At 52.0% G+C, this 11,624-nt stretch carries 11 protein-coding genes and 3 pseudogenes; 2 read left to right on the forward strand and 12 right to left on the reverse strand.

Features of this window, described 5'->3' with window-relative positions; translation table 11 throughout:
• Positions 1–217 precede the first annotated feature (217 nt).
• A pseudogene (locus BFF42_RS02595) lies at positions 218–340 on the forward strand (IS1 family transposase); the annotation flags it as partial.
• A gap of 245 nt (positions 341–585) precedes the next feature.
• Here BFF42_RS02595 and gss read toward each other — a convergent pair.
• Positions 586–2,445: a bifunctional glutathionylspermidine amidase/synthase gene (gene gss, locus BFF42_RS02600; protein WP_001297309.1), complete on the reverse strand. Its 1,860-nt coding sequence runs from the start codon at positions 2,443–2,445 to the stop codon at positions 586–588.
• Between the two features lie 204 nt (positions 2,446–2,649).
• Here gss and yghU point away from each other — a divergent pair, with 204 nt between their 5' ends.
• Complete coding sequence (yghU, locus tag BFF42_RS02605) at positions 2,650–3,516, forward strand: glutathione-dependent disulfide-bond oxidoreductase (protein ID WP_001295515.1); 867 nt, start codon at positions 2,650–2,652, stop codon at positions 3,514–3,516.
• A gap of 122 nt (positions 3,517–3,638) precedes the next feature.
• Here yghU and hybG read toward each other — a convergent pair whose 3' ends face one another.
• The 11 genes and pseudogenes from hybG to BFF42_RS02660 all read right to left on the reverse strand — a co-directional run.
• Positions 3,639–3,887, reverse strand: coding sequence for a hydrogenase maturation factor HybG (gene hybG / locus BFF42_RS02610; protein WP_000334896.1), 249 nt, complete (start codon positions 3,885–3,887; stop codon positions 3,639–3,641).
• A gap of 12 nt (positions 3,888–3,899) precedes the next feature.
• A complete protein-coding gene (hypA, locus tag BFF42_RS02615) occupies positions 3,900–4,241 on the reverse strand; it encodes a hydrogenase maturation nickel metallochaperone HypA (RefSeq protein ID WP_000544953.1) in 342 nt (113 codons plus the stop codon).
• Complete coding sequence (gene hybE, locus BFF42_RS02620) at positions 4,234–4,722, reverse strand: hydrogenase-2 assembly chaperone (RefSeq protein ID WP_000134014.1); 489 nt, start codon at positions 4,720–4,722, stop codon at positions 4,234–4,236. The genes hypA and hybE overlap by 8 nt, the downstream gene beginning before the upstream one ends.
• Entirely contained in the window at positions 4,715–5,209 is a 495-nt protein-coding gene (locus BFF42_RS02625; RefSeq protein WP_001221946.1) for a HyaD/HybD family hydrogenase maturation endopeptidase, read from the reverse strand. The genes hybE and BFF42_RS02625 overlap by 8 nt, the downstream gene beginning before the upstream one ends.
• Entirely contained in the window at positions 5,209–6,912 is a 1,704-nt protein-coding gene (gene hybC, locus BFF42_RS02630; protein ID WP_000083065.1) for a hydrogenase 2 large subunit, read from the reverse strand. The genes BFF42_RS02625 and hybC overlap by 1 nt, the downstream gene beginning before the upstream one ends.
• The gene (hybB, locus tag BFF42_RS02635; RefSeq protein ID WP_000017694.1) at positions 6,909–8,087 is read right to left on the reverse strand and encodes a Ni/Fe-hydrogenase cytochrome b subunit; all 1,179 of its coding nucleotides are present in this window, start codon (positions 8,085–8,087) and stop codon (positions 6,909–6,911) included. Before hybB ends, hybC begins: the two co-directional genes overlap by 4 nt.
• A complete protein-coding gene (hybA, locus tag BFF42_RS02640; RefSeq protein WP_001081854.1) occupies positions 8,077–9,063 on the reverse strand; it encodes a hydrogenase 2 operon protein HybA in 987 nt (328 codons plus the stop codon). The genes hybB and hybA overlap by 11 nt, the downstream gene beginning before the upstream one ends.
• A 2-nt stretch (positions 9,064–9,065) precedes the next feature.
• Positions 9,066–10,184 (reverse strand): hydrogenase 2 small subunit, encoded by a 1,119-nt coding sequence (gene hybO / locus BFF42_RS02645; protein ID WP_000145410.1) that lies wholly within the window; start codon positions 10,182–10,184, stop codon positions 9,066–9,068.
• Positions 10,185–10,372: 188 nt separating this feature from the next.
• Entirely contained in the window at positions 10,373–10,660 is a 288-nt protein-coding gene (gene yghW, locus BFF42_RS02650) for a DUF2623 family protein YghW (RefSeq protein WP_001059136.1), read from the reverse strand.
• A 118-nt stretch (positions 10,661–10,778) separates the two neighbouring features.
• A pseudogene (gene yghX, locus BFF42_RS02655) lies at positions 10,779–11,258 on the reverse strand (YghX family hydrolase); the annotation flags it as partial.
• A gap of 16 nt (positions 11,259–11,274) precedes the next feature.
• A pseudogene (locus BFF42_RS02660) lies at positions 11,275–11,624 on the reverse strand (IS1-like element IS1X2 family transposase); the annotation flags it as partial.

The following is an 11,624-nucleotide window of genomic DNA, read 5'->3' on the forward strand; positions in this document are numbered from 1 at the left end:
TTTCAAGAGCAAGTTTTGAGATGGATATCCCGGGTTCACAGGAGGCAGCAACGAGCTGCTGTTTAAATTCGGGAGGATAATTAGGGCAGCCTTTTCGCCTGCCGGGATTCACATTTTTCTGCATATCTGACACTTTGGTTCCCACTACTTATTTGGTGGACACCACTTTGTCTAATTCGTCAGATTCTGACCAGACGGTTCAGGCTGTACGCTTACACATAATCTGAATCTGAGACAACATCTGGCAAGGCTGGGACGGAAGTCACTGTCGTTCTCAAAATCGGTGGAGCTGCATGACAAGGTCATCGGGCATTATCTGAACATAAAACACTATCAGTAAGTTGGCAGCATTACCGGGCAAAGTGAAATATCATTTTTTAACGATAAAAAGAGTGTTATTTCTTGTGTATCAGACAATAAGCATTCATTCAAAACCTTTAGAAATAATCAAAACACAGGTATTCCACTGGTTAATATATTCACATATGAAATGAATAAATATTAGAACATATAAATATTGAATATTTTGATTAATCCCCGTACTGATTATTCTTCATAATCAGTACGGGGTTGCTACAACATGTATTACTTTTTCACCACAATTAACGGTTCAATATCACTCTCTTTTTTGATGACCAGTGATTCATCACCGCGCAAACACGTCCCACCGTAGTTGCCGCCCACGGTGAAGGTACATACCTGAATGTATTTACCGTCCACTTTCGGCAAACACCACAGTTGCTGATAGATGTTTTTCTGCTCGGCAAATTTACCGCTGGTTTTGTCCAGCACCTCTTCATGATGGCTGACCAGGTCGATATTGCTACCACAGCGACCGGCAATCGGTTTCACTGCGTAACCTGTTTTCACCAATTCATCATTAACAGTGAAATCGGTATCCAGCAGGTAACGATGGTGCGGGAACAGCGACCAGAGGATCGGCAGAATCGCTTTGTTGCCGGGGATCACCGTCCACAGCGGCTCAAAGACTAGCACTTCCGGGCGCAGCAATACGTCGATAAGACGCACTTCGTTTTGCGGATGACCGGTACGGATTGGCACCGCAGCAAACTCACGGTCGCTAACTTCACGAATCTGGTCAAACGCGGTTTCCCACGCCCAGGTTTTCCACACGCAGTTAACCAGTCGCCCTTCCCCATCAATCAGTTGCCCGGCAGCATCCCAGCCCAGTTCATCCAATCCACGCAAGATACGCGTTTCAAAGCCCGCCTGGTGCAGCGCCTGCTCCATAAACTGCGCGTGATAGTTTTCCTCGATATCTTTGTCCTGCATGATATGGACAAACGGACGTGCACGACTGTGTTTCCAGGCACCAGCCAATTCGTTAATCAGCCCTTCCGCCGGATTGAAGCCGTTGCCTTTATAGCCCTGCTCCGCCCAACGTTCGAGGATCAAGCCCGCTTCGGTATGACAGGAGGCGGAGTCGGCGTTGTACTCGTAAACCTTCAGGCCACGCTCATCCATGCAGAAATCCATACGACCAGTGATCATATGGTGACGGCGACGCTGCCAGGAGAGACGCAAACGTGGCCAGAGGATTTTCGGGATGTCGAACAGCGCCAGCAGGTTGTCATCTTTCAGTACCTTGTCGGTTGCGTGAAGATACATCAGGTGCAGCTCGTTGGTGGCTTTAATTAGCTCCTGCTCGGCACTCTCGGTAATGGTGTAGTAATGATAAGGATCCTGATTGATCACCTGACCGTTGGCCTGCACATAGGCGTTTTGCAGCGGATCTTTTTCATCCAGCCATTTACCGTCAAACTGGCCTTTGTTTTCCAGGCGCGCTCCGCTGATTTTCAGCAGCTCGCCTGCAATTTCCGGCTGCGGTAAGCTGTATTCAGTATCTTCCGTCTGGATCATCCAGCCCAGAATGGTGGTGTCATCAAAAGTGTCTTTCAGGGTATAGCAGCCGTTTTCGACCACCATCTCCAGCTCACGCGTCCACTGTTGCCCTTGCGGCAACGGGGAATGAATCACGTTCTGTTCCGCAATACGGACTTTGTTGCCATGCAATTGGGTAATGATGGCGACATGGCCAGTGTCTTTAAATTCACCGCCTTTATCCCAGATAAGAAGCGCACCCGCGACCGGCGCACGCGGCGAGCCGTTAGGAAATGCCTGCAATGGCAGGATGTTGTCATTAACCACTTCTCGCAGGAAGCGCAGCGAGAAAATCTCCCACGCCATACCCACGTCAGTAAAGACCACACCGTAATTCAGAAAGAGAAAACGGCGAGCAAATTCAACGCATTGCCACTTGTGGCCCATATATTCGTCGTCGATATAGCTACGGAATACGGCGTCATCTTCGTATTCCTGCGGGTCGAGAGAACTGTAATCTGAAGAGTAGATTGCTACCCCACCTGGGGCGTAGCCCAATAATGTCCCGAACGGGGCATCCTGGCTGGTCGTTCCTTTGCTCATCACTTTACCTTTAACAATACAACCTAAGCAGTTGGCGTAATTGTTGTGCTCTGATTACCTGCTCAGCGACATTAACCGGACAGAGGTCAGACTAATCATACACCTCATCGCAGCGGCTGGCGCAAAGGGTTAAAAAATTCACATTCTGTACAGCAAGTGACCTGCCACACTGCTTCAACACTACCACTCAGAAGGCAACTCACTATGACAGACAATACTTATCAGCCCGCGAAAGTCTGGACGTGGGATAAATCCGCTGGCGGCGCGTTCGCCAATATCAATCGCCCGGTTTCTGGTCCGACGCATGAAAAAACGCTGCCCGTTGGCAAACACCCATTGCAACTTTATTCGCTGGGAACGCCGAACGGTCAGAAAGTAACGATTATGCTTGAGGAGCTGCTGGCGCTGGGCGTTACTGGTGCAGAGTACGACGCCTGGCTGATTCGTATTGGCGATGGCGATCAATTCTCCAGCGGCTTTGTCGAAGTGAACCCAAACTCGAAGATCCCGGCGCTGCGCGATCATACGCATAATCCGCCGATCCGTGTGTTTGAATCTGGTTCGATCCTGCTTTATCTGGCGGAGAAATTTGGCTACTTCCTGCCGCAGGATTTGGCAAAGCGTACTGAAACGATGAACTGGCTGTTCTGGTTACAGGGCGCGGCACCGTTCCTCGGCGGTGGTTTTGGTCACTTTTACCATTACGCACCGGTAAAGATTGAGTACGCCATCAACCGCTTTACCATGGAAGCCAAACGTCTGCTCGACGTGCTGGATAAGCAACTGGCGCAGCATAAGTTTGTTGCGGGCGATGAGTACACCATTGCGGATATGGCGATTTGGCCGTGGTTTGGCAACGTGGTGTTAGGTGGTGTGTATGATGCCGCTGAGTTTCTTGATGCGGGCAGTTATAAGCATGTACAACGCTGGGCGAAAGAAGTAGGCGAACGTCCGGCGGTGAAACGTGGGCGTATTGTTAACCGCACCAACGGACCGCTGAATGAGCAGTTGCATGAGCGCCATGACGCCAGTGATTTCGAGACGAATACGGAAGATAAGCGTCAGGGGTAAGGGTTGGTGTTCGTCGCAGCAAGCCATCCAGGCCGGATAAGGCGTTCACGCCGCATCCGGCAATCGTGCACAATGCCTGATGCGACGCTGCCGCGTCTTATCAGGCCTACGAAAGCTAATCATCACGCGCTGGTAATGTCGTAATCCATTTGGCGCAGTGCGTCTAATGTGGCTTTGGCTTCATCTTCGTCGATGATGCTCATGGCAAATCCGACGTGTACCAGCACCCACTGGCCCAGTAGATCGGCTGGGTTACCTTCACAAATCAGGGCGATATTCACGTCGCGCTTGATACCACATACTTCAACCTGCGCAAGCTGGTGAATATCTTCACCGACAGCCAGCACCTGGCCTGGAACGCCAATACACATTATTAACTCCGGTTATTCAACTTCAATACTTTTGACGATCAGCGAATCGCCGGTATCGACACGCAACCGCTCGCCGTGACAGAGCGGACACTGCGCATCGTGCTGATGAATCTCCACCACCTGGCTGCAATCCCAGCACCAGGCCTGGGCGGGTTTATAGACGATATGTAAATCGCACCCTTGCGCCACCGTTCCGTGGCAGACAATTTCAAAACTAAAACGGACGGCGCTCTCCTCAACGCAGGAGAGCGCGCCAATTTCCAGCCACACGGCGGTGACGCGCTTAACATCGTGCTGCTCCGCCTGCCGTTGGATAATTTCAACGGCGCTCTGGCAAAGCGACAACTCATGCATTTTCGCCACTCCTGCGACCAAACAGCAGGGCGCGACGCCCTGCGTGTGGTACATCCGGATTCGTGACTGGCAGCGAAAGGATCATTCGTGCGCAGTCATCCGTCAGGCGTTGGCCCTCTTCAATCGACATACTGTGCGAAAGCGGTGACATCAGCGAACAGGAGAGGTATTGCGAAACACCGTCCAGTTCGCCAACGGTAAAGGTCATGGTGCCATACGGCAGTTGCAGACCAATTTTTTCACTCACTTTGCGCAGCGGCCAGAGTTGATCCGGGCCGGGGAAGATAACTGCACTCAGCATCCACGGGGTGATCACACACCCCGTCCACTGACCTTCGAACAGCGTAAAATCAGAAACATACACCGGCATTGAAGGATGCAGAAAAGAGAGATCGTGCATCGAACGCCGGGCAATTTCTTCAAACGCTGCCTGTACTTGCGCCTTCGGGGAGGTCTGGAAACCTGCTATCTCTTCAGTCATGAATCGCCTCCCGTGGGATGGCTTCCACGCCTGATTCGCGCAGCGCAGCCAGAACCTGCTCAAGCGCAGGTTCAATCATTGCTTCAACCGTCGGCGTTAAGCCGATGTGTGGCTCCAGCGATTCCGGGATCACGCCGACCAGGGTCAGCTTTTTCGGAAACTCACCGGTGAAGCGCAGGGCCGACAATACGTCGGCCAGGCCAAGCTGATGCGGAGAGATTTTGTTGGTAAACAACGCCGGAACTTCTTCATCCCGCAGGATCATCATCGTTCCCGGCGTGTTCTTTTTCGACACAATGGCATCCGCAATAATCAGATGATCGCGATTTGCCATGTCGCCAAGCAGCTCCATTCCCGCCGTGCCGCCATCGAGGATCTCAACATAATCCGGCAGAATGTATCGTTGCTCTAACGCTTCGACAATCCGCACACCGATGGCTTCATCGGTCAGCAAAATATTGCCGACCCCTAAGACTAAAATACGCATTACAGAACCTTCACTGAAACCACTTCGTTGCCGTCGGCATCCACTACGTGTACCGCACAGGCCATGCACGGGTCGAAGGAGTGAATGGTACGCACCACTTCCAGCGGTTTATTCGGATCAGCAACCGGTGTACCCACCAGCGACTGCTCGTAAGGACCGACGTCATCATTGAAGTTACGCGGACCAGAGTTCCAGGTTGATGGAACAACTGCCTGGTAGTTACTGATAATACCGTCTTTAATAACCATCCAGTGAGAGAGCATACCGCGCGGCGCTTCGAGGAAGCCAACACCTTTGAACTCACCCGTTGCCGGAATGTTCGGTTTCACAAAGGTGGTGTGATCGCCTTTGCCGATATTGGTGATCAGTGCACTGTATTGATTTTGCAGGATATCCTGCAATTCGCAGCAGTGAACGGTACGACCAATAATACGGCCCAGCGTGGAGTGCAGCTGCGCCACTTCCAGCGTGTTGCCAGTCAGTTTCTGATAAATCGCAACGATTTCATTCAGTTTGTTCTGGGTAGATTCGCGACCTGCCGCCAGTTTCACCAGCATATTAGCCAGCGGACCCACTTCTACCGTTTTGCCGTAGAAAGTCGGTGATTTCACCCAGGAATATTTCCCGTCGTCAGACCAACCATCATAAGCCGGAATGGTGGTACCTTCCCACGGTGCCTGCGGCGCTTCGTCTTTATACCAGGAGTGCTTCGCGCTTTCCTGAATGCCTTTGATCAGGTATTCATCGGAATGAGAAGTGATCGGACGATACGAGGACAGATCCGCATTCTCAATGTAGCCGCCCGGGAACAGGAAGCTGCCGTTTTTACTGTCGGTCGGGAATTCCGGCACGCTCAGGTAGTTCACCGCACCTTTACCGCGCGTCAGCCATTCCGGGTAGAACGCGGCAATAACTGCGGTATCAACCTTATAAACCTGTTCAACAAAGTCGCTCAGCTTGTCGATGAAAGACTTGATGTACATCAGGCGCTCAAGGTTCAGCACGCCCAAACCGTCGAGGTTGATCGGGTTCGCGACACCACCTACCGCCAGGTTCTGAATGTGCGGCGTTTTACCGCCCAGCAGCGCCACGACGCGGTTAGCGTCACGCTGGCACTCCAGCGCCTGCAGGTAGTGCGCTACCGCAATCAGGTTCACTTCCGGCGGCAGTTTCATCGCCGGGTGACCCCAGTAGCCATTGGCGAAAATACCCAACTGACCGCTGGCAACCAGATCTTTGATCTTGTTCTGAACTTTAGTGAACTCTTCCGGACTGTTCAGATGCCAGGTCGAAACGCCTTTCAGCATTTCGGAGGCTTTGGTTGGGTCAGCTTGCAGTGCAGAAGTGATGTCCACCCAGTCCAGCGCCGAAAGCTGATAGAAATGAACGATATGGTCATGCGTGGTGTGCGCAGCCAGAATGATGTTACGGATGTATTGCGCGTTAACCGGAACGTCGATATTCAGCGCACTTTCTGCCGCACGAACGGAAGACAGCGCGTGAGTGGTAGTACATACGCCACAGATACGTTGCACAATCATCCATGCATCGCGCGGATCGCGGTTTTTCACGATCTCTTCCATGCCGCGCCACATGGTACCGGAAGCCCATGCTTTCGAAACGACGCCATTTTCGATTTCGCAATCGATGCGTAAATGCCCCTCAATACGGGTTACCGGATCAATAGTAATTCTCTGGCTCATGCTTTGCTCGCCTCATGACGATTATGATCGTTTTGTTTTAAAGGAGGAAGTATCGGCAGTAGACGAATGAGTACGATGTAAGCGCAAATCTCAATAGCCACAAAACCAATAGAAATCAACAGTTCTTCCCAGGTCGGGAAGTAGGCGTAACCGCCGCCCGGGTTGAATGCCACCAGCGAATAGGTCAGACGCCAGGTTGCACAACCTAACAGTGCGCTCAGTGCTGACAGGAACAGCATGCGGGAATCATTACGCAGCTTCGCCACACGCAGAACGACCAGCGGGAAGAGCATCAGCAGGACTTCAATCCAGAACATCACGGAGTAGAAGTCACCGGCAAACGCTAACGACAGCTTGTCGCGATAGATAAGCTCGCCAAAGCGCAGCACGATGAAAATCGCCAGCAACACACTGATGGTGTTGGTCAGCTTGACGAACAGACTCTTTTCATCCGGACCGTTGCCACGCAGACCCGCCTGCACCAGCGAACCTTCAAAGATGACAATCGAGAAGCCCATGATGAACGCCGTCAGCAGCGAGAACAGCGGCAACATTTCATAGCTCTGCCACAACGGATGCACCTTGTAGCCCGCCGAGATCATCAGTGACCCCATTGAAGACTGGTGCATGGTCGGCAACAGCGCGCCAAGTGCAATGATGAAGAACATCACCTTGTTCAGACGCTTGAGAGAAACCTTCCAGCCCAGACGTTCAAACAGTGCCGGAGCAAACTCCAGTGCCATCACGCCGATATAGATGGTCATACAGACCGCCGTCTCGAACAGTACCGAGTTCACGTTGAAGTGACCCGGAATGTAGAAGTACGGCAGGTTCCAGTAGCGACCCACGTCGATAGTGATCGACAAGCCACCCAGTGAGTAACCAAACAGACTCGCCAACAGCGCCGGACGCACCAGCGGATGGTATTGCCCACGGTTAAAGACGTATACCGCCCACGCCAGCGCCCAGCCGCCACAGGCAAAGCCGGTACCAATCAGCAGGTCAAACGCGATCCACACGCCCCACGGGAAGCCGCCGTTCAGGTCAGAGACAGAGCCCAGACCGAACACCAGACGCTTCACAATCAGGAGCATACAGATGACGATTAACGGTCCAAAAATCATGACCGGTTTACTGATGATTTTGCCGCCCAGCGGTTGTGGATCATGACTCATGATCGTCTCCTCCGTCGTGATGGTCGTTTTTGGTGTTGCGACGAACCAGCACGGTTAAGCCCGCCAGCACAGCCAGTGGTAGCATCATGCCTTTATACAGGGTGTGTTGAATATTTTCGGAACGCGCACCGGTAGAAAGATCGTCCAGTTTCGGCAGGTCGAGATTTTCATAAGGCACACCCGTCAGTACCAGAACCTGAGTACCGCCGCCCTCTTTCTCGCCGTACAGATGCGGATAATATTTCGGCACCGTATGCAGGTAAGTGTCGCCAGATTTCAGCGTCTGACGCGGATAGTGGTATTCGCTGCCAGGCTTCAGCGCCAGACGTTTTTTCGCCTCCGCCATCAGCTCTTCACGCGTACCGAAAATCACCGCGCCCGCCGGGCACACTTCTACGCAGCCAGGCAGACCGCCTTTATCGAGACGTTCCACACCTTTCTGGTTGCACAGCTCGCACTTATGCAGCGCACCAAACGGGTTGTTGTAGTCGTACTTCGGCACGTTGTACGGACAGGCGACCATGCAGTAACGGCAACCGGTGCACACGTCTTTGTCGTAATGGACAATGCCGGTTTTCGGATCTTTTTTCAGTGCAGAGACCGGGCACACAGAGACACAGTTCGGATCGACGCAGTGCATACACTGTTTCTTAATGTACGCGTAGCCGTTCTCCTCCTGGTCTTTGTTGACCCCTGTGCCGCTGGTCCACACCTGAATGATGTTATTGGTATACGGCGACAGTTTGTCGTTGTTCGACCAGGTCTGTTCCCCTTGCGGGTTACGTTCAGGGAAGTTGATATCCTGACACTTGGTGACGCAAGCCTGGCAGCCTACGCACAAGGTCGAGTCGTACAACATCCCCAGCGATCCCGGAATTGGCGGGTGGTTTTCAGCAGCCGCATGACTGACAGACGGCAGCGCGCCCGTCAGCAATGCCCCGCAGGAGGCTGCTTTAATAAAATTACGTCTGTTCACGGTTATTCTCCCCGTGAGTCAGCGTTATCTTTCTTTTGCTGACGACCCAGTTCACGCACCGCCATCACGCTGACACCGGCAACCAGCCCAACCACACCGCCGAGCAAACCAATAGCGCCTGCAGAGACGTTGCCGCCCTCTTTAGCGTTAACATCCGGTTTCTGTGAACGCGGAGTCTGATTTTCGACGTTGGCAAGCTGATGGATGCCTTTATGGAAGCCGATACCTTCTTCGTTACAGCCATAGCATGGGTGACCAATCGCTACCGGCCACACGCCGCCAACATCGCAGAATTGCAGCGTTGAGCAGTTGCCGTAAGTTTCTGGCCCTTTACAGCCGAGGTGGTACAGGCACCAGCCTTCACGGTGGCCTTCATCACCGAACTCTTTGGCAAAACGACCAGCATCGAAGTGCGGGCGACGTTCGCAGTGTTCGTGAATCAGACGGCCATAGGCGAAGGTCGGACGATTTTTGTCATCCAGTTTCGGCGGTTTGCCGTAAGTGATGATGTGCGCAACGGTCGCGAGGAAGTTGTGCGGGTTCGGCGGGCAGCCCGGAATATTGATAACGGTTTTGCCTGGCAGAACTTCTTGCAGGCTGACTGCGCCAGTTGGGTTAACTCCAGCTGCGGCAACACCGCCCCACGCAGAGCAGGAACCGATAGCGATAATCGCGGCTGCGCCTTCTGCCGCTTTGCGGATGTGATCCACAATCGGCTCACCAGCAACCATGCAATAAATACCGTTATCTTTTAATGGGATGGAACCATCCACAACCAACACATACTGCCCTTTGTACTTCTCAAGTGCGTTATGTTTGTTCTCTTCGACCTGATGACCGAAGGCGGCGGAAAGCACTTCGTGATACTCCAGAGAGATAGTCTCCAGCACGAGGTTTTCTACCGTTGGATGCGTTGCACGAAGCAGAGATTCCGTACAACCGGTGCACTCCTGCGCGCCAATCCAGATAACTGGCGGACGCTGCGGGTTAGTAACCGATTCGGCCATCTCTGCAGCGGCTTTGCTACTTAACCCCATGGTGGCGGCTAATGCTGCACAAAGCTTCATGAAATCACGACGGTTAATGCCGTGAGAATGGATGAGGGTGTTATCTCCAGTCATTTATAGTTATTCCGTTGCGAAGACCTGGCATATATTTTGCTTCAATCGCAAAATCAATAATGCGATCGATGCGCCATTTACCACACATTTATTATGGTTATCGATATCATGATACTGCGGCGGGGCGCTAAAACGAAGGGAAGAAGCATTAGTGTAATTAATTAAAGCAAGATAATACGTATGTTTGATCAATTTTCGAGGCGATAACCGGCCATAAAAAAGCGCAACGTAGAACAGGAATTATTCTCACGAAAGAAATCCATTACCATCTCTTTATCCAGTCCATAGCGGCGCGTCAGAATACCCGCTTCCCAGGCGCTAAGCTGGCGATCTCCGGTCTTTTCGTACATCCGGTGTGAGTAGCCTAATACAAAACCGCGTTTATAATCGGCACAGAATTTTGTCACATTAACCGCACTGTCGGCATGCGTTGCTTTTAATCCCGCCATTAAGCCTTTACCAAAATGGTTATTCATCGTTCACCTCATTCGCTATATATTATCATATATAGCGATATTTTAGGCAAAGAACGACTTTTGCGCACGCTATTTTTTCATGCTTGTTTAAGACGTAATCCCGTAAGAGATAAACCCATCAGGAGAGATATTTATCGAACCATTTCAGCGTCCTTTGCCAGGCAAGATCGGCGGCAGATTTGTCATAACGAGGCGTGGAATCATTATGGAATCCGTGATTAACCCCCGGATAGATATACGCCTCATAGACCTTATTATTGGCTTTCAACGCCGCCTCATAAGCGGGCCAGCCCTCGTTGATTCGGGTGTCCAGTTCCGCGAAGTGGAGTAGTAAAGGCGCTTCAATCTTCGCCACATCGGCAGTGGGTGCCTGACGACCATAAAACGGCACCGCGCAGGCCAGTTCCGGATACGCGACAGCCGCCGCGTTCGATACGCCACCGCCATAGCAAAATCCGGTAATACCCACTTTGCCTGTCGCTTGCGGATAGCGTTGCATAAACTCAATTGCGGCAAAGAAATCATTCATCAGTTTGGTTGGATCAACCTGCTGTTGCAGCTCACGACCTTTATCATCATTTCCCGGATAACCTCCAACGGGTAATGACTCCAACTTACTGATAGTGTTTTATGTTCAGATAATGCCCGATGACCTTGTCATGCAGCTCCACCGATTTTGAGAACGACAGTGACTTCCGTCCCAGCCTTGCCAGATGTTGTCTCAGATTCAGATTATGTCGCTCAATGCGCTGAGTGTAACGCTTGCTGATAACGTGCAGCTTTCCCTTCAGGCGTGATTCATACAGCGGCCAGCCATCCGTCATCCATACCACGACCTCAAAGGCCGACAGCAGGCTCAGAAGACGCTCCAGTGTGGCCAGAGTGCGTTCACCGAAGACGTGCGCCACAACCGTCCTCCGTATCCTGTCATACGCGTAAAACAGCCAGCGCTGACGTGATTTAG

This window comes from Shigella sp. FC1661 (genome assembly GCF_001712525.1).
Lineage (GTDB): Bacteria > Pseudomonadota > Gammaproteobacteria > Enterobacterales > Enterobacteriaceae > Escherichia > Escherichia coli.

Bases quoted from the DNA above. Each gene is read 5' to 3' on its own strand.
- gss (WP_001297309.1), bottom strand. From the start codon at position 2,445: ATGAGCAAAGGAACGACCAGCCAGGATGCCCCGTTCGGGACATTATTG.
- yghU (WP_001295515.1), top strand. From the start codon at position 2,650: ATGACAGACAATACTTATCAGCCCGCGAAAGTCTGGACGTGGGATAAA.
- hybG (WP_000334896.1), bottom strand. From the start codon at position 3,887: ATGTGTATTGGCGTTCCAGGCCAGGTGCTGGCTGTCGGTGAAGATATT.
- hypA (WP_000544953.1), bottom strand. From the start codon at position 4,241: ATGCATGAGTTGTCGCTTTGCCAGAGCGCCGTTGAAATTATCCAACGG.
- hybE (WP_000134014.1), bottom strand. From the start codon at position 4,722: ATGACTGAAGAGATAGCAGGTTTCCAGACCTCCCCGAAGGCGCAAGTA.
- BFF42_RS02625 (WP_001221946.1), bottom strand. From the start codon at position 5,209: ATGCGTATTTTAGTCTTAGGGGTCGGCAATATTTTGCTGACCGATGAA.
- hybC (WP_000083065.1), bottom strand. From the start codon at position 6,912: ATGAGCCAGAGAATTACTATTGATCCGGTAACCCGTATTGAGGGGCAT.
- hybB (WP_000017694.1), bottom strand. From the start codon at position 8,087: ATGAGTCATGATCCACAACCGCTGGGCGGCAAAATCATCAGTAAACCG.
- hybO (WP_000145410.1), bottom strand. From the start codon at position 10,184: ATGACTGGAGATAACACCCTCATCCATTCTCACGGCATTAACCGTCGT.
- yghW (WP_001059136.1), bottom strand. From the start codon at position 10,660: ATGAATAACCATTTTGGTAAAGGCTTAATGGCGGGATTAAAAGCAACG.